We start from the raw sequence: 17,277 nt of genomic DNA, 5'->3' as shown, positions 1-17,277 counted from the left end.
TTTTTTATGCGCTTTTCCTCAGCCTTACCTGACGACCATCACCGGGATATGGGCGTGACGGATGACGCTCGAGGCGTTGGAGCCCAACAGGTGAGTACTGATGGAGGGATTGCGTGAGCCTATCACCACCACGTCGGCGTTTATTTCGCTGGCCAGTTCGTTGACCATGTCGCGCACGCTGCCGAAACGCACATGCAGCTTGATCCGCGATGGGTCGATGCTGAAATGGCTGACCATGGTCTGCAGGCGGGTTTCCGCCTCGTGCTGCAGATGTTCCTCAAAACGCCGCAGGTCGGCGGTAAAACGGCTCATCGTGAAGCTCGCTGAACCGGGTAAGACGTGGAGCAGATGGATCACCCCGTCCTGCTGGGCCAGAAACTCCGCATGCCGGACGGCTTTATCGCTCAGCGCCATCTCAAAGACATCAACCGGCATAATGATAGTCTTATACATATGCAATCCTCCTTGTTCGTTTGCGTCTATATCAACATATTATATGCGGATATTGTGTCATTCAGGTCGCAAAACTGTCAGTCAGGCAGGCGCAAAGCGTAAAAAAAGGTTAGCGAGGGGAAAGACAGCAGAAAGAGGATGTGTGGACATCCTCTGAATAAAGCGCGATACGCCTCAGGCAGCGGGGATTAACGGTGGAATTCGCCAGCGGCTTCCGGCTGGTACAGCAGCGCCAGCACTTCCAGGTGCGTCGACGCCCCGCCCGGCAGCTCCCAGTGAATGGTGCTGCCGACCTTGAGGCCGAGCAGCGCGGCGCCCACCGGCGCGAGGACGGAGAGCTGGCTGGCGCTGTCGGTCACCTGCGTCGGAAACACCAGCGTCCGCACGCGCTCTTCGCCGCTGGTTAAATCGCGGAATTTAACCGTACTGTTCATGGTGACGACATCGTGCGGCATCGCTTCCGGCGCCAGCATTTGCGCGCGGTCGAGCTCGTCGTTCAGGGCATCGGCAACCGGCGAGCTGGCGAAAGCCGGCTGCTCCAGCAGCCTGTCGATACGTTCGGCATCCAGTTCGTTAATGATGATTGCGGGTCTGGTCATTGCATACTCCATGTTATCCAGGAACCTGTCCGTAAAAGAAAACCCTCGCCGAAAAAGGCAAGGGTTAAGGTTCTCCCATCATACTGAGAGTTGCCGGCAGTTTGAAGTGATGAAACGCACAATCAGCGCGCAACGCCTCCGGCGAAGGACGTTTTCTGAACAGTATGCCGCGTTGCGCTAGTGGCCAACCTTATCGAGGATAAACTGCGCGCCGCAGTTACCCGGGTGAGGCTGGGGCAGAAAGGCGGAGGTGGCCAGTGGGGCGTTGATGGTCGCGGCGTTGAGTGAGATTTGCATCTCGGTCAAATAGGCAGGATTACCGTTACAGGTTAATTTAAACGCCTTCACGCTCTGCGGACCCCAGGCGCGGGCCACGGCGGCGTCGAAGTCGGCCCGACTGACGGTTTGGCCATAGTGTTTGGCAAGGAAATCACCAACCGGGCTGCGCTTAATTTCCCCGTTCAGGCGCACCATGGCGCCAAAATAGCTGTCGGGATCGAAGCCGAAGCAGACACCATGTTTGGCATATTCGTAACGTTCGAGGCAGGAGGTGCCGCCCGCGCCCGGCATTACGCTATTCAGTTTGTTGGCCATCTCCAGCGACAATCCCGTCTCCGCCGCCTGACATTTGCGGTTCGCTTTCACCTCCGGCATGTCGGGCAGCGGGCGCGTGGCGCAGCCGTAGCGCATCCAGCGTCGTTCATCCACTCCGCGCGCGGCAATGGACTTTGGCAGCCCGGGCCACAGGCCGTGCACGGTCAGAAAATCGGCTTTATTCGCGGTTTCCTGCTGCAGGCGGCACTCTTCCGGTTCGTTGCGGTTACGGTCATACATGCTCTGACAGAATCCGGTTTGCCAGGAGAGGGCCAGGACATAGCGGTCAAAATCAGCGTATCGCGTCGCGGTGAGCGGTTCAGCGCCGGCCTGAGTGGCGGTAAGCACAAGGGCAAGCGCGGCGAATTCCTTCCTGAACATGTTTATTCCTGATTGTGGATGGCAAAAGATAACGGGGAGTTATTAAAGCATAAAAAAGGCGCCTGCTGGCGCCTTTTCACGTGGTTAGACCATTAGTGGACCGCGCTGCCCGGGACGAGGATCTCGGTCGCGACAATCACCACCAGCAGGCCAACCATCACCGGCACCGAGGTGCGTTTGACCACTTCGAACGGGGAGATCTTCGCCATCCCGGCGACGGCCACCACCACGCCGGAGACCGGCGAGATCGTGCGGCCAAGGTTAGAGGCCTGCAGCATCGGGATCGACAGATAGGCGGGATTGATGCCGGAGGAGTGCGCCAGCTTGGGGATCATCTCGACAAAGGCGTAGAACGGGGCATTGCCGGAGCCGGTGGTCATCGCCGCCAGCATGGTCAGGATCACCAGCACCAGCATCAGAATAATACTGGCCGAGCCGAAGGAAGTGGCGATGGAGATCAGACCGTTGATGAAGCCGATGGTGCTTAATCCCTGAGCAAAAACGCCGGCGGCGACCAGCAGCATCACCACCCCGGCGAAGGCGTCAGCCATCCCGCGGTAGGCGACTTCCAGTCCGCTGAAGACGTTTTTGGTGTTGAACCCGCGCAGGAATTCGAGGATCGCCGCCAGCAGCATGCAGCCGACGAGGATGGTAATAATGTGCAGTTCCGGCCCCCATTTGCCATCAAAGATCAGTACGCCAATAATCGGGGTAAACGGCAGGATGGCGTACAGCGCCGGGGCATTGGTGGTGATCTCGTTGACGTCGAGCATTTCGTGGGAAATGTTCTCTTTTTTATCCAGGTAGCGCTGCCAGAAGAAGTGGGCGATCGCCATGCAGATGATAGCGGCGATGGAGATCGGCAGCGTGGTCTTGAAGGCAAAGTCGATCAGCGGCATTTCGGCCGCTTTTGCCGCCAGCACGACGTCACCCGAGGTAGGCGAAAGGATAATCGCCGCCGGGGAGGCGCAGATGGCCGCCGCCGCACCGCGGCTGATACCAACGTTTACCATCACCGGGAACAGCGTCGCCATCAGCAGGACGCCGAGGCCGGTCGCGGAGGAGACGGCCAGCGACATCAGGCAGGCGACAAAGTAGGCGGCAATCATCAGCAGATAGGGCGAATTGATATAGCGCAATGGCTTTGAGGCTAATTTCACCACCATATCATTGGCGCCAATATGCGTCATATAGGTGGCGAAGCCGCACAGCATCATGATCATCATACCCAAATCGCCGCCACGGCTCATGAGTAGAATCTTAATGTATTCAATAATGTCAGTGGCGGAGTAACCGGTGCCCTCGGTATTGCCTGGTAAGACTTTATGACCCAGCAGGGCGCTGACGATCAGCAATATTAAGCCGCCGACGAACAGCACGCCGGTGGCTGAATAGCCCTTAATGATATAGCGGGCGACGCCCACAATGACCGCAATCCCGATCAGGATCTCAACAAACGTCAGCATTCATTTCCCCTAAGCCCAAAGAATATGTAGTTAAAAAGCGCCACACCAAATTTTAATGTGCGAATGTGCCGAAAAAACGGACGAAACTCGCTGATGCAAATCAATAAAGCGATAAGAACTACGCCCCTCCCGTCCCGCCTGGATATAATCACCAGATGGATAGTTAAGCGGTTCTGATGGTCAGCGGGCGAAAATCAGGAGTTTGCCTTATTTCGTTCAACCTGTATTGAGACTATCTTTGCTATCTTAGGTGGCTTTTAAATGAAAGTGGTAATAGAAAAGTGTTGATGTTACGTCGTTTTTCATTGTTTTCTCTTGGTTTTTTAGGATGGTTATTGGTATCCGGAAACGCCAGCGCGTCGTTTTCATCGACCCTTAGCGAAGGTTACCATACCTTAAGTAATAACGTTGCGCAGACCTGGAATGAGCCGGAGCACTATGATCTGTACGTTCCAGCCATCACCTGGCACGCGCGCTTTGCTTATGATAAGGAAAAGACGGACAAGTATAACGAACGTCCGTGGGGGGCAGGCTTCGGCGTTTCGCGCTGGGATGAGAAAGGGAACTGGCACGGCCTGTACCTGATGGCGTTTAAAGACTCTTTCAATAAGTGGGAACCCATCGGCGGCTACGGTTGGGAGAAAACCTGGCGTCCGCTGACGGACCAGAACTTCCGCCTCGGTCTCGGCTATACCCTCGGGGTGACGGCGCGCGATAACTGGAACTACATCCCGATTCCGGTGATCTTGCCCTTAGCGTCAATAGGTTACGGTCCGGCAACGTTCCAGATGACCTATATTCCCGGTACCTACAATAACGGTAACGTTTACTTCGCCTGGGCTCGTATACAGTTTTAATTCGCTAAGTCTTAGCAATAAATGAGATAAGCGATGCGTCTTGTGGAAAAACAAGGACTAAAGCGTTACCCACTAAAAAAGATAGCGACTTTTATCACTTTTTAGCAAAGTTGCACTGGACAAAAGGTACCACAATTGGTGTACTGATACCCGACACAGCATTAGTGTCGATTTTTCATATAAAGGTAATTTTGATGTCTAAGATTAAAGGTAACGTTAAGTGGTTTAATGAGTCCAAAGGATTCGGTTTCATTACTCCGGAAGATGGCAGCAAAGATGTATTCGTACACTTCTCTGCAATCCAGTCCAACGGTTTCAAAACTCTGGCTGAAGGTCAGCGCGTAGAGTTCGAAATCACTAACGGTGCCAAAGGCCCTTCTGCTGCAAACGTAATCGCTCTGTAAGCAACGCGTCAGTAGAATATAAAAACCCGCTAATCAGCGGGTTTTTTTTTGCCTGTTGATTACGCCTTTAGCGGCTGGCGGCCTGCGAGAAGAGCCAGAAGGCGACAGCCGTCATGGCAAACGAGCCCAGCAAGTTCACCGCGACGTTGAGGAGCGCCCAGCTCACTCGCCCCTGCTGCAGAAGAAACACCACTTCCGCAGAGAAGGTGGAGAAGGTGGTCAATCCGCCGCAGAAACCCGTGGTGATCAGCAGTTTCCACATCGGGTCAATGCCGGTCAGTCTATTAAACCACGCCAGCCCGGCGCCGATCACAAAGGCGCCTAACAGGTTGGCAGTCAGCGTCCCAATCGGGATAGCATGGTGCACAGGATTGAGCTTCATGCCGAGCCACCAGCGCAAAACGCTGCCGGTGCCGCCGCCAATAAAAACGGCGCAAAGAAGTTGAAACACGGTCGTTTCCTGCTATTTGATGTAAGAGAGTGTCAAGTGTAGCGCGCAACGGGCGCAATTGGCTATTCATAACCTGACGGGAGAAAAACATGCGGGTAGCGGCAGGGCAGTTTATCGTCACGCCAGTATGGCGGACGAATGCGCAAACTTGTGTGGCGATGATGCAGCAGGCGGCGCGTGAAGGGGCGGCGCTGCTGGTGCTGCCGGAGGCGTTGCTGGCACGTGATGACAACGACCCGGATCTGTCGGTGAACTCGGCCCAAACGCTGGATGGAGAGTTTTTACAGCTGCTGCTGGCCGAGAGCGCGCGTAACGGCCTGACGACGATCCTGACGCTGCATGTGCCGTCGGGGGAGGGGAGAGCAACCAACACGCTGGTGGTATTGCGTGAAGGGAAGGTTATTGCACATTATCACAAACTTCATTTATACGACGCCTTCGCAATGCAGGAGTCCCGGCGGGTGGATCCCGGCCGGCAAATCCCGCCGGTGATTGAAGTGGCGGGTTTCCGCGTTGGCCTGATGACCTGTTACGATCTGCGTTTTCCGGAGCTGGCGCTGTCGCTGGCGCTGAACGGGGCGCAGCTGCTGGTGCTGCCCACCGCATGGGTGAAAGGGCCGCAAAAAGAGCATCACTGGGCGACGCTGCTGGCGGCGCGCGCGCTGGACACGACCTGCTACGTCGTGGCGGCAGGCGAATGCGGGACGCGTAACATCGGGCAGAGCCGCATCGTCGATCCGCTGGGGACCACCGTGGCGGGCGCGGGGAGCGAGCCGCAGCTGATCTATGCCGATATTTCCGCAGACTACCTTGCGCGGGTTCGCGAGCGTTTGCCGGTGCTGCAGAACCGACGGTTTGCGCCACCGCAATTATTGTGACGTTTTTTTAAACAAGGCTTGATTCACCTTGTTACAGATTGCTATTGTGTCCGCGCGCCAAATACCCGTATTGTTTATCCCAATAATTCGCTGTGCACGTCAGGACGGACACCCCAGCGCTCACTCCCGGAGGGGAGGCCTCGGGCTGAATCACGCAGCCCACGCACAGGTGGATTACAATATGACGGATAAATGCGTGTATGATGGCGTATTCGCAGCTTGTATAGAGAAGAAGGTTAGCTATGGGTGAGATTAGTATTACCAAACTGCTGGTAGTCGCAGCACTGATTATCTTAGTGTTTGGTACCAAGAAATTACGTACGCTGGGCGGCGACCTGGGGTCGGCTATCAAGGGCTTTAAAAAAGCCATGAACGAAGATGACGATAGCGCGAAAAAAACCACCGCTGAAGACGAAGCACCGGCGCAGAAGCTCTCTCATAAAGAGTAATTCTCCTGCTGCGTCCCCTGGCGGGATGCGGGTGGTACGGCGAAGAGGCCGCGACGTTTGACGTTGCGGCCTTTGTTGTTTTTGTCGACGCCGCGCAGGAAAGATGCAACTAACTGTTACGGGAAGGCGAAGCGAATGAAGCGGAGAGCGCCGCTGCGCCAGGACGTGACGCAGCGGGAGAAGCGGCAGGTTATTTAACTTCCATCCCTTTAGCCTGCAGGTCGGCGTGATAGGAAGAGCGAACGAAGGGGCCGCAGGCGGCGTGGGTGAAGCCCATCGCCATGGCTTCCGCTTTCATCTCTTCAAACTCTTCCGGGCTAACGTAACGCTGCACTGGCAGGTGGTGACGGCTCGGCTGCAGATACTGGCCTAATGTCAGCATGGTGACGCCATGACGGCGCAGGTCGCGCATGACTTCGATGATCTCGTCGTTGGTTTCGCCCAGGCCCACCATCAGGCCGGATTTTGTCGGGATCTCCGGGTGCGCTTCTTTAAAACGCTCCAGCAGCTTCAGCGACCAGTTGTAATCCGCGCCCGGACGCACCTGACGATAGAGGCGCGGTACGTTTTCGAGGTTGTGGTTGAAGACGTCCGGCGGGGTCACCGTCAGAATATCAAGGGCGCGATCCATGCGGCCGCGGAAATCCGGGACCAGTGTTTCGATTTTAATCGTCGGGTTTTTCTCGCGAATGGCGCTGATGCAGTCGGCAAAATGCTGTGCGCCGCCATCGCGCAGGTCGTCACGGTCCACCGAAGTGACCACCACGTAGCGCAGCCCCATATCGGCGATAGTTTGCGCCAGCTTCTGTGGCTCGTTCGCATCTGGCGCGACCGGGCGGCCATGCGCCACGTCGCAGAATGGGCAACGGCGGGTACAGATCGCGCCGAGGATCATAAAGGTCGCGGTACCGTGGTTGAAGCACTCTGCAAGGTTCGGGCAGGAGGCCTCTTCGCACACGGAGTGCAGGCCGTTCTTACGCATCGCTGCTTTGATTCCCTGGATACGGGACGAGTCTGCCGGAAGTTTGATTTTCATCCATTCCGGTTTTCTGAGCAGAGCTTCACGCTCAGTTGCCACGTTCTTCACCGGGATAAGGGCCATTTTATCGGCGTCGCGGTACTTAACACCGCGTTCCATCACAATGGGTTTACTCATAGCGTGCGTGTTCCAGTTGCGAGTCACGAAGGAAAGCGAATTAATTCAATGAAATGTTGCAATTATCAACTATTTTTGAATCAAGAGCAGGCAGTATACCATTGAAAAGGGGCAGAAAGCAGCCTGCCTGCCCGGCAAATTGTAAAATAGTTGTTGTTCTATCCTTTTCCCTTCCGTGCGCTACGCCTTAAACGCCTGGATCACGGTCTCAATGATCTCTTTCAGCAATGGCTCTTTCCCGCTCTGCTTATTGAAGTGCAGCGCAACATCAATCTGCTCTTCCCGCAGGGAGGGGAAGTCCAGGGTCTGCAGCGGCCAGAGACGGGATACCATGGCGAACAGGCGCTCGGTGGTCAGCCCCAGCATGTCGCTCTCGGCGATCATTGCCGCCTGGGTTAGCAGGTTGAAGGTGCTGAAACCGCAGCGGCGCTCGCCCATCTCCTCCTGCAGCCGACGGTGCAGCGTAGGGTAGCGCTGGCCTTCCGGCAGCAGCAGCGCAAACTCGTATTGTGCAAGGGCGGATTCATCCTGCGGACCGTCCAGCGCGGGATGCCCAGCGCGGCAGTACATCTGCACCCGTTCCTGATACAGCACGTGATGGCTTATCGCCTGGCCGCTGTGCAGATGGGTATCAATCAACAAATCCACCTGGCGCTGGTCAAGCTGCCGCGCGGCGTCGGTGAGGGCGATGTTGTGCAGCAGGATCTGCGGAAAGACCGGCTTCAGCGCGCTGGCCAGGCCAGGCATCAGCAGCGCCCCCATGGCTGGCGTGGTGGCGATAGTGATCACCCGCTGCTGATGCGGGCTGCCGGTGATATCCAGCGCGCTGAGGAAAGCCTCCATACCGCGGCTGATGTACTGGTGAAGATGGGTGGCATAGGCGGTGGGCGTTACGCCCTGGCCTTTACGGATAAACAGCGGATCGGGGAACAGCGCCCGCAGTTTGTTTATTGACTGGCTAATGGCCGACGGCGTGATATTGAGTATCTTCGCGGCATTGACGATACCTTTGTGTACGTACACGGCTTCGAAGATGGTCAACAGATTGAGGTCAATATTACGCAGGATGCGAAACATCTGACGGTCGTAACGTTCGTCCTGTCGGTCAGGAGATTCTGACGGCGGCGTATTCTCTGGCACGCGATGAGTCCGGTTGGGAATGATAGGCCAAGTATAGCGGCCCACCGCGTTGCCGTGCGTGACAATTGATTGCAAAAATAATGTGTTACTCGTTCAGCACCCCGCCGTCAGCGGGGCGCTGGTCTGCCCTTAACCCTGAGGAAGGTATTCGTGCGGGGGATTGTTCAGCAGCGCCAGCAGATGGGCGACCAGCCGCGGAGCCACTGTCTCCGGAGTGGCTTCCGGCTGCCACTGGCGCATTTGTGTCATCTCCATACCGGCATAGCCGCAGGGGTTGATACGCAGAAACGGCGTCAGATCCATCGCGATATTGAGCGCCAGGCCGTGGAAAGAGCAGCCTTTGCGGATCCGCAGCCCCAGAGAGCATATTTTGCGATCGCCGACGTAGACGCCAGGGGCGTCGGCGCGGGGGTGCGACTCAATACCGTATTCGGCAAGGGTATTGACGACCGTTTGCTCCAGCAGCGTCACCAGTTCACGCACGCCCAGCTTGCGGCGCTTGAGGTTCAACAGGACGTACATTACCTGCTGTCCCGGGCCGTGATAGGTTACCTGGCCGCCGCGATCGCTCTGGATCACCGGAATATCACCGGGCACCAGCAGGTGTTCCGCTTTGCCGGCCTGACCCTGGGTGAAGACCGGGTGATGTTCCACCAGCCAGATCTCATCGAGGGTATCTTCATCACGGGCGTCGGTAAATCCGTGCATCGCCTGCGAGACGGGTTCGTAAGGTTGCAGGCCAAGCTGCCGGATTAGAATTTTATTGTGCTGCAAAACAACATCTCCGCCGGGAAGAGAGAATTCAGGTCGGGGAGTATATCACAGCCGTGCGGGAGGGAATGAGAAGACCCGGCATGGCGGCCGGGTCAGGGAAAAGGTTACAGCACCATCCGAACGATATCGATATTGCCTAACTCTTCGTACAGCGTTTCCACTTGTTCAATGTGAGTGGCGTTGATGGTGATGGAGACCGAGTGGTAGTTACCTTTGCTGCTCGGTTTTACTGACGGCGAGTAATCACCAGGCGCATGGCGCTGTACCACTTCCACCACCTGATCAACCAGCTCAGGCAACGCCTGCCCCATTACTTTGTAAGTAAATGGCGTAGGGAATTCAAGCAGTTCGTTAAGTTTGGTTTTCATGTCAGCTCCGGTGTTACGACAAAATAATAACTCCCACCAAGGGCGGGAGTTATCAGGTTACTTGGATGAATAGTATATGGGGATGGAAATCACACTTTCAAGTGTTCGATTTTTAACCAAACCAGTGGTGGAACATTAATTTAATGTAATCAATAATTTTACCGAAGAAATTACCTTCCGGAATTTCCTGCAGCACCACCAGCGGGCGCTGGTCAATGGTTTTACCATCCAGCTGGAAGTTAATGGTGCCGACGACCTGGTTTTTCTGCAGCGGGGCGTGCAGCTCAGTGTTATTCAGCACGTAGCTGGCTTTCAGATCTTTCATCCGGCCGCGCGGGATGGTCAGGTAGACGTCTTTATCCACCCCCAGCGAAGCGCGATCGCTGTCGCCGAACCAGGCCGGTTCGGAAGCAAACTCTTTGCCGGCTTTAATTGGGTTGACGGTTTCAAAGAAGCGGAAGCCCCAGGTCAGCAGTTTTTTGCTTTCCGACTCACGCCCTTTGAACGTCCGGCCGCCCATTACCGCCGAGATCAGACGCATCTGCCCTTCGGTGGCGGAAGCGACAAGGTTGTAGCCCGCTTTGTCGGTGTGGCCGGTTTTGATGCCGTCGACGTTCAGGCTGTTATCCCACAGCAGGCCATTACGGTTCAGCTGGCGGATACCGTTGAAAGTGAACTCTTTCTCACGATAGATGGAGTACTCGTTCGGCACGTCGCGGATCAGCGCCTGGCCAATCAGCGCCATGTCGCGCGCCGAGCTGAACTGGCCGTCAGCATCGAGGCCGTGAACAGTCTGGAAATGGGTGTTTTTCAGGCCGAGGGCGTTGACGTAGTTGTTCATCAGGCTGACGAAGGCGTCCTGGCTGCCGGCGACATAGTCGGCCATCGCCACGCAGGCATCGTTACCGGACTGCAGGTTGATACCGCGGATCAGCTGGGAAACCGGCACCTGCATCCCCGGCTTGAGGAACATCAGGGAAGAGCCTTTGAATACCGGGTTGCCGGTGGCCCAGGCGTCGTTGCCGACGGTGACCAGATCGGACTCTTTGAATTTGCCCGCTTTCATCGCCTGACCGATAACATAGCTGGTCATCATTTTGGTCAGACTGGCCGGGTCGCGGCGGGAGTCGGCGTTGTTTTCAGCCAGCACCTTGCCAGAGTTGTAATCGATAAGGATCCAGGATTCGGCGTCAATCTGCGGGGCGCCTGGGATCATCGTTTTGATATTCAGGTCATCGGCGCGGGCAGCGGAGGAGAGCGCTGCAACGGAGAGCGCCGTGATGAGTAAACGAGCGGTGAAAGAGGTCTTCATGGTCAGAACAACGGCATCCGTGATGGAGTTAAAAAAAGTGCCTTACTATAGCAAATGCTCTGCGGGCCAGCATCCGACATTGCGCATGAGTTTGTTAATGACTTTTACATGCGCAAGGTGAACGGGCTGCCCGCGGCCTTTAGTTGGCGCGAGTAATAAAGGACTGCAGCTGCGCTTCGCTTTGCAGGCGCTGCTGAACGGCGCTGGCCTGCGCCTTGTCGGCAAACGGCCCCAGCTGAATACGCCATACCGCGCCGTTTTGCATGACCCGGCCCGGCACAGAGAACTGCTGGCTCAGACGCTGCTGATACTGCTGCGCCCGCGCCTGGTCGCTCACTGCGCCTACCTGCACGACGAAGCTACCGCTGGCGCTGGAGGTGGCGGAAGACGAAGCGGCAACGGCGCCGGCGGCTGCGGCGGTGGCCGCTGCGGGCGCGACGCTACCCTGGATGGAGCCGGGCGCGGTCACCGGCGCTGCTGGCGTGGCGCCGGCGGCAGGTGCCGTCGCGGCGGCGGCCGCGGGTTCGCTGCTCTCCAGCACGCCGCTGTTCAGCGGCGTCGGGGCGCCGAGGAAACCGCCGCTGTTCACCGGTGCGCCAACGCTGTCTTCCGGCTTCAGCGTGCTGTTGCTGATCGGGCGAACGTCAGTGGGCGAGGGCTGGCTCATGCCAGCGGCGTCACCGCCGTCCAGATTCGGACGGGCGGGCAGGGCGTAAGTCTGTTTGGCGACGGTGGTACAAGCCATTCCCGGGCCGGAAAGCGAACCGTCAGGTGCGACGATGATCGGGTCGATACGCACTTTGGTGTTATTCGAGGTGTTCAGGCGGTCGGCGGACGCGCGGGAGAGCGAGATAACCCGATCGTTGCCGTAGGGACCGCGATCGTTAATCCGCACGACGATCATGCGCCCGTTGGCGAGGTTGGTGATCCGCGCATAGCTCGGGATCGGCAGCGTCGGGTGCGCCGCGGTCAACTGCGTCGGGTCGAAGGTTTCACCGCTGGCGGTCAGGTTGCTGTTGGGTTCCGCGTCATAGATCGCCGCGAAACCGGCCTGAGTAAAGTTTGCCGGATCCTGGACGATGTTGTAGCGCTTACCGTCGCGCTCATAATCCTGATTCGCCGTCGCGTTCGGCGTTTCATACTGCGGATCGGCGCCGCTGATCTCAACCGTCGGGCCATTACAGACGGCCGGCTGTGGAGTACTGACCGTCTTTTGTTGCACGTCATCACTCGAACATGCCGCCAGCAGCCCCGCTGCTATGCAGATCCCCAGCCATTGCTTACGCATTGCGAACCCCTTTAAACGCTTTTCGACAACATTTTTCTGTGGGTATGGATCGACATCACGATACCAAACCCGGCCATCAATACGATCAGGGCGGAGCCCCCGTAGCTCACCAGCGGCAACGGTACGCCCACCACCGGTAAAATACCACTCACCATACCAATATTTACGAAGACATAAACGAATAAAATCAACATTAAACCACCGGCCATGACCCGGCCAAAGGTGGTTTGCGCCTGGGCGGCGATCCACAGTCCGCGCATGATCAGCAGAATATAGAGCGCCAGCAGGATCAGTACGCCAATCAGGCCCAGCTCTTCGGCGAGTACGGCGAAGATAAAGTCGGTATGGCGTTCCGGCAGAAACTCCAGCTGCGACTGGGTGCCGTGCAGCCAGCCTTTGCCGCGCAGACCGCCGGAGCCAATGGCAATTTTAGACTGAATAATGTGATACCCCGCGCCCAGCGGGTCGGTTTCCGGATCGAGCAGCATCATCACGCGCTGGCGCTGATAATCGTGCATCAGGAAGAACCACAAAATCGGGATAAAGGCGGCGACCAGCACCACCGCAATGCCGATCAGGCGCCAGCTGAGGCCGGAGAGGAACAGTACAAACAGACCGGAGAGGGCGATCAGAATCGAGGTCCCGAGGTCAGGCTGCGCCGCCACCAGCAGCGTCGGCAGGAAGATCAGCACCAGGGCAATACCGGTATTCTTTAGCGAAGGCGGGCAGACGTCGCGGTTAATAAAGCGCGCCACCATCAGCGGCACGGCGATTTTTGCAATCTCCGACGGCTGAAAGCGGACGATACCGAGATCCAGCCAGCGCTGCGCCCCTTTGGAGATGGCGCCGAAGGCGTCGACGGCCACCAGCAGAATAATACAGAAAATATAGAGGTAGGGCGCCCAGCCCTCATAGACCCGCGGCGGGATCTGCGCCATGACGATCATGATCACCACGCCCATGGCGATCTGGCCGATTTTACGCTCCATCATGCCGACGTCCTGACCGCTGGCGCTCCAGATAACCAGCGCGCTGTAGGTCAGCAGCGCCAGCAGGATCAGCACCATAGTGGGGTCAAGATGGATCTTATCCCACAGCGATTTTTTGTTCGGATTATCCGTCATTATTGATCCTCCCCTGCGGTTACCGCCGGGTTTTCGCTTGGCAGCGTGGTGTTGTTATCGCCCAGCATGATGTGATCGAGGATTTGGCGCATAATCGTACCGACCGCCGGGCCGGCACCGCCGTTTTCCAGGATCATCGCCACGGCAACCTGCGGGTTGTTATAAGGCGCAAACGCCGTCATCAGTTTATGGTCACGCAGACGCTCAGAGATTCGGTGCGCGTTATAGGTTTCGTTGGCCTTCAGGCCGAACACCTGGGCGGTACCGGACTTGGCCGCGATTTTATACGGCGCGCTGGCGAAATATTTGTGCGCGGTGCCGTTGCCGCGGTTGGCCACGCCGAACATGCCGTCTTTGGCGATTTCCCAGTAGCCGGAATGGATGTCGCCTACCGGCGGCTCATGAGGCTGGACCCACGGAACGGGCTTGCCGTCTTCCACGGTACTTTGCAGCAGGTGCGGCACTTTCACCACCCCGTCGTTAATCAGGATCATCAGCGCTTTGTTCATCTGGATCGGCGTGGCGGTCCAGTAACCCTGGCCGATGCCCACCGGAATGGTGTCCCCCTGGTACCAGGGTTTTTTAAAGCGTTTGAGCTTCCATTCGCGGGTCGGCATGTTGCCCGAGCGCTCTTCGGCGAGGTCGATACCGGTATAGTGGCCGTAGCCGAACTTGCTCATCCACTCCGAGAGGCGATCGATGCCCATGTCATAGGCGACCTGATAGAAATAGGTATCCGCGGACTCCTCCAGCGCTTTGGTGACGTTCAGATGGCCGTGACCCCATTTTTTCCAGTCACGATAGCGTTTTTCCGAGCCGGGCAGCTGCCACCAGCCCGGGTCGAACAGGCTGGTATTGCGCGTGATCACCCCGGCGCTCAGCGCCGAGACGGCGACGTACGGTTTGACCGTCGATGCCGGCGGATAGACCCCTTGCGTCGCACGGTTGACCAGCGGCGTGTTGGGATCGTTGAGCAGGCCGGAGTAATCTTTGCTGGAGATGCCGTCGACGAACAGGTTCGGGTCGTAGCTCGGCGTCGAAACCAGCGCCAGAATGGCGCCGGTACGCGGGTCGGTGACCACCACCGCGGCGCGGCTGCCGGCCAGCAGCGTTTCGATATACTGCTGTAGCTTGAGGTCGAGGGTGAGGTAGATGTCGCGTCCGGCCTGCGGAGGCACCTCTTTGAGCTGACGAATAACGCGGCCGCGGTTGTTTACTTCAACCTCTTCGTAGCCGGTCTGACCGTGCAGGACGTCCTCGTAATAACGCTCAATACCCAGCTTACCGATGTCATGGGTCGAGGCGTAGTTGGCCAGTTTGCCCTCTTTATCGAGGCGGTCGACGTCTTTATCGTTAATTTTCGACACGTAGCCGATGACGTGCGTCAGCGCCGAGTTATAGGGGTAGTAACGGCGCTTGTAGCCTTTGACTTCCACACCGGGAAAGCGGTACTGGTTGACGGCAAAGCGGGCCACCTGCACTTCGCTGAGGTTGACCTTGACCGGAATCGAAGTAAAGCGATGGGAGCGGGCGCGCTCCTTTTTGAAACCGGCGATATCATCGTCGGTTAAATCGACGACATCGCGTAGCGCATCCAGCGTCTGCTGCACGTTATCGACTTTCTCCGGCATCATCTCCAGCTGATAAATGGTGCGGTTAAGCGCCAGCGGGGTGCCGTTGCGATCGTAAATAATGCCGCGGCTCGGCGGGATCGGCACCAGCTTGATGCGGTTTTCGTTCGAGCGCGTCTGATAGTCGTCGAAGCGAACGATTTGCACATTGTACAGGTTGGCGATCAGAACGCCGGTAAGCAGCAAAATCCCCAAAAAAGCGACCAGCGCCCGGCGCACGAACAGCGAGGATTCAGCCGTATAGTCGCGGAAAGAATTCTGTAATTTCATTCGCTGCTCAGTCTACCCTGATCATCATTACTCACGGTGGTACGGATGGTTGGTGGTAATGCTCCACGCCCGATACAGGCTCTCGGCCACCAGTACGCGCACCAGCGGGTGAGGTAAGGTGAGGGTGGAGAGCGACCAACTCTGTTCCGCCGCTGCTTTACAGGCTGGAGAGAGGCCTTCCGGGCCGCCGACCAGCAAACTGACGTCGCGCCCGTCCTGTTTCCAGCGTTCCAGTTCGCGCGCCAGCTGCGGCGTATCCCATGGTTTACCCGGAATATCCAGGGTCACGATGCGGTTTTTACCGGCAGCGGCTAACATCATCTCGCCCTCTTTTTCGAGGATGCGCTTGATATCAGCGTTCTTGCCGCGCTTACCGGCAGGGATCTCCACCAGTTCGAACGGCATATCTTTGGGAAAACGGCGCAGATACTCGCTAAAGCCGGTCTGTACCCAGTCCGGCATTTTGGTGCCAACGGCCACCAGCTGCAACTTCACGCATTAACTCCAGAGTTTTTCCAGCTCGTACAGACGACGGCTCTCTTCCTGCATGACGTGAACCATCACGTCGCCGAGGTCGACGACGATCCAGTCGGCGGCGGCTTCCCCTTCAACGCCCAGGGGCAGCAAGCCGGCGGCGCGGGATTCCTGAACCACGTGGTCGGCGATGGACATCACATGACGCGTGGAGGTGCCGGTGCAGATAATCATGCAATCGGTGATGCTGGATTTGCCATGTACATCAATGGCAACGATGTCCTGACCTTTCAGGTCATCAATTTTGTCGATAACAAAATCCTGGAGTGCTTTACCCTGCAAGTGTTCCCCCTGGGTGCGTGAAGATTGATAATCATAAAGAGCCTGACAGTATACCTGAACTAATGAAAAAGTCGGGTGAAATGTCTGTCGGCAGGCGTTCGCGGCGGAGTATCATCCCATCCCTCGCCGAGGATTGCATCGCCATTTTTGTAAAACAATTTCTGCAAACCTGCTTTGGCGGATGCTGCCTGGCAGCGGAGAATAGCAGCCTGCTCTGGCCTGTCAATGGTTCGGCGGGAATTCTTGTTGCGGCTGCCAGACGGCCTGGCTATTTAATACCCGCAGGGTGGTGAAATCGTCGCGAATGTCGAGGAGACTCCAGGCGCCATGGGCTATCGGAAAGTGCCACATCGCCGCGGCGGGCATCTGCAACAGCAGGGCGGTCAGCAGGCTCAGGACGCCCTGATGGCCGACGATCAGCAGGTGGTCAAGATGGCGGCATTCGGTCAGCGTGGGGGTAAATTCGCTGACGCGGCGGGCAAAACGCTGAAAGCTTTCGCCGTTGGTCGGGGCCGCGTGCTGCCAGTCAGCGCACCATGCGGCATAGTTTTCCGCATCTTCTCGCTGGAGGTCGCGATGATGGCGCATCTCCCAGTCACCGAAAAACATCTCATTGAGCGCGGCATGGCATTCGCGCGGGATAGCGCGATCGCCAAGCAGCAGATCGGCCGTTGTCCCGGTCCGCGCCAGCTCGCTGCAGAAGACTTTATCGAAAGGCACCGCGCGCAGTCGTTCACCGAGCGCTCGCGCCTGAGCGACGCCGCGCGGCGTCAGGGGCGTGGGGGCGTGGCCGCTGTATAACCCGGCAACGTTAGCTTCGGTTTCGCCATGGCGAACTAACCACAATTTCATGAACAGGCTCTGAC

20 protein-coding genes are annotated in these 17,277 nt (G+C 57.4%); 4 read left to right on the top strand and 16 right to left on the bottom strand.

Annotated features, from left to right (window positions below; all coding sequences use genetic code 11):
* Positions 1-24 precede the first annotated feature (24 nt).
* The 4 genes from uspG to dcuC form a co-directional block, all read right to left on the bottom strand.
* Positions 25-453, bottom strand: coding sequence for a universal stress protein UspG (gene uspG / locus ABLV04_RS04415; protein WP_002894401.1), 429 nt, complete (start codon positions 451-453; stop codon positions 25-27).
* Between the two features lie 188 nt (positions 454-641).
* Positions 642-1,052, bottom strand: coding sequence for a nucleoside diphosphate kinase regulator (gene rnk / locus ABLV04_RS04410; RefSeq protein WP_032455114.1), 411 nt, complete (start codon positions 1,050-1,052; stop codon positions 642-644).
* A 177-nt stretch (positions 1,053-1,229) separates the two neighbouring features.
* Entirely contained in the window at positions 1,230-2,027 is a 798-nt protein-coding gene (gene rna, locus ABLV04_RS04405) for a ribonuclease I (RefSeq protein ID WP_023288823.1), read from the bottom strand.
* Between the two features lie 92 nt (positions 2,028-2,119).
* Complete coding sequence (gene dcuC / locus ABLV04_RS04400) at positions 2,120-3,493, bottom strand: anaerobic C4-dicarboxylate transporter DcuC (RefSeq protein ID WP_023288824.1); 1,374 nt, start codon at positions 3,491-3,493, stop codon at positions 2,120-2,122.
* A gap of 335 nt (positions 3,494-3,828) precedes the next feature.
* On the opposite strand from dcuC, the gene pagP reads away from it, so the two are divergent.
* Both pagP and cspE read left to right on the top strand, forming a co-directional pair.
* Entirely contained in the window at positions 3,829-4,350 is a 522-nt protein-coding gene (gene pagP, locus ABLV04_RS04395; RefSeq protein WP_223171797.1) for a lipid IV(A) palmitoyltransferase PagP, read from the top strand.
* A 194-nt stretch (positions 4,351-4,544) separates the two neighbouring features.
* Positions 4,545-4,754, top strand: a complete 210-nt coding sequence (gene cspE, locus ABLV04_RS04390) for a transcription antiterminator/RNA stability regulator CspE (RefSeq protein WP_002439184.1) — start codon at positions 4,545-4,547, stop codon at positions 4,752-4,754.
* Between the two features lie 67 nt (positions 4,755-4,821).
* Here cspE and crcB read toward each other — a convergent pair whose 3' ends face one another.
* The gene (gene crcB / locus ABLV04_RS04385) at positions 4,822-5,205 is read right to left on the bottom strand and encodes a fluoride efflux transporter CrcB (protein WP_002894459.1); all 384 of its coding nucleotides are present in this window, start codon (positions 5,203-5,205) and stop codon (positions 4,822-4,824) included.
* An 89-nt stretch (positions 5,206-5,294) separates the two neighbouring features.
* Between crcB and ABLV04_RS04380 the strand changes: the two genes are divergently transcribed.
* The gene (locus ABLV04_RS04380) at positions 5,295-6,083 is read left to right on the top strand and encodes a deaminated glutathione amidase (RefSeq protein ID WP_023288826.1); all 789 of its coding nucleotides are present in this window, start codon (positions 5,295-5,297) and stop codon (positions 6,081-6,083) included.
* Positions 6,084-6,325: 242 nt separating this feature from the next.
* A complete protein-coding gene (tatE, locus tag ABLV04_RS04375) occupies positions 6,326-6,532 on the top strand; it encodes a twin-arginine translocase subunit TatE (RefSeq protein WP_023288827.1) in 207 nt (68 codons plus the stop codon).
* A gap of 190 nt (positions 6,533-6,722) precedes the next feature.
* On the opposite strand, the gene lipA is transcribed toward tatE, so the two are convergent.
* From lipA to ABLV04_RS04320, 11 genes are all read right to left on the bottom strand, one after another.
* Entirely contained in the window at positions 6,723-7,688 is a 966-nt protein-coding gene (gene lipA, locus ABLV04_RS04370; protein WP_023288828.1) for a lipoyl synthase, read from the bottom strand.
* 180 nt (positions 7,689-7,868) lie between these two features.
* Entirely contained in the window at positions 7,869-8,828 is a 960-nt protein-coding gene (locus tag ABLV04_RS04365; protein ID WP_071997598.1) for a YbeF family transcriptional regulator, read from the bottom strand.
* 129 nt (positions 8,829-8,957) lie between these two features.
* Complete coding sequence (gene lipB, locus ABLV04_RS04360; protein ID WP_309319665.1) at positions 8,958-9,602, bottom strand: lipoyl(octanoyl) transferase LipB; 645 nt, start codon at positions 9,600-9,602, stop codon at positions 8,958-8,960.
* 104 nt (positions 9,603-9,706) lie between these two features.
* Positions 9,707-9,970: a DUF493 family protein YbeD gene (gene ybeD / locus ABLV04_RS04355; RefSeq protein ID WP_002894474.1), complete on the bottom strand. Its 264-nt coding sequence runs from the start codon at positions 9,968-9,970 to the stop codon at positions 9,707-9,709.
* A 112-nt stretch (positions 9,971-10,082) separates the two neighbouring features.
* Entirely contained in the window at positions 10,083-11,282 is a 1,200-nt protein-coding gene (gene dacA / locus ABLV04_RS04350; RefSeq protein ID WP_023288831.1) for a D-alanyl-D-alanine carboxypeptidase DacA, read from the bottom strand.
* A 139-nt stretch (positions 11,283-11,421) separates the two neighbouring features.
* Positions 11,422-12,570, bottom strand: coding sequence for an endolytic peptidoglycan transglycosylase RlpA (rlpA, locus tag ABLV04_RS04345; protein ID WP_072421313.1), 1,149 nt, complete (start codon positions 12,568-12,570; stop codon positions 11,422-11,424).
* Positions 12,571-12,581: 11 nt separating this feature from the next.
* On the bottom strand, positions 12,582-13,694 hold the full coding sequence (mrdB, locus tag ABLV04_RS04340) for a peptidoglycan glycosyltransferase MrdB (protein WP_004885876.1): 1,113 nt from the start codon (positions 13,692-13,694) through the stop codon (positions 12,582-12,584).
* Complete coding sequence (mrdA, locus tag ABLV04_RS04335) at positions 13,694-15,595, bottom strand: peptidoglycan DD-transpeptidase MrdA (protein WP_023288833.1); 1,902 nt, start codon at positions 15,593-15,595, stop codon at positions 13,694-13,696. Before mrdA ends, mrdB begins: the two co-directional genes overlap by 1 nt.
* A gap of 27 nt (positions 15,596-15,622) precedes the next feature.
* Positions 15,623-16,090, bottom strand: a complete 468-nt coding sequence (gene rlmH, locus ABLV04_RS04330) for a 23S rRNA (pseudouridine(1915)-N(3))-methyltransferase RlmH (protein WP_002894620.1) — start codon at positions 16,088-16,090, stop codon at positions 15,623-15,625.
* A 3-nt stretch (positions 16,091-16,093) separates the two neighbouring features.
* A complete protein-coding gene (gene rsfS, locus ABLV04_RS04325) occupies positions 16,094-16,411 on the bottom strand; it encodes a ribosome silencing factor (RefSeq protein ID WP_023288834.1) in 318 nt (105 codons plus the stop codon).
* Positions 16,412-16,633: 222 nt separating this feature from the next.
* Entirely contained in the window at positions 16,634-17,263 is a 630-nt protein-coding gene (locus ABLV04_RS04320) for an adenosylcobalamin/alpha-ribazole phosphatase (RefSeq protein ID WP_101976521.1), read from the bottom strand.
* Positions 17,264-17,277 lie beyond the last annotated feature (14 nt).

Origin of the sequence: Klebsiella sp. JN_Kp127 (assembly GCF_040062505.1) — a bacterium.
Lineage (GTDB): Bacteria > Pseudomonadota > Gammaproteobacteria > Enterobacterales > Enterobacteriaceae > Klebsiella > Klebsiella quasipneumoniae.
The sequence above is the reverse complement of the archived record's forward strand: the minus strand, read 5'-3'. Positions and strand labels throughout refer to the sequence as shown.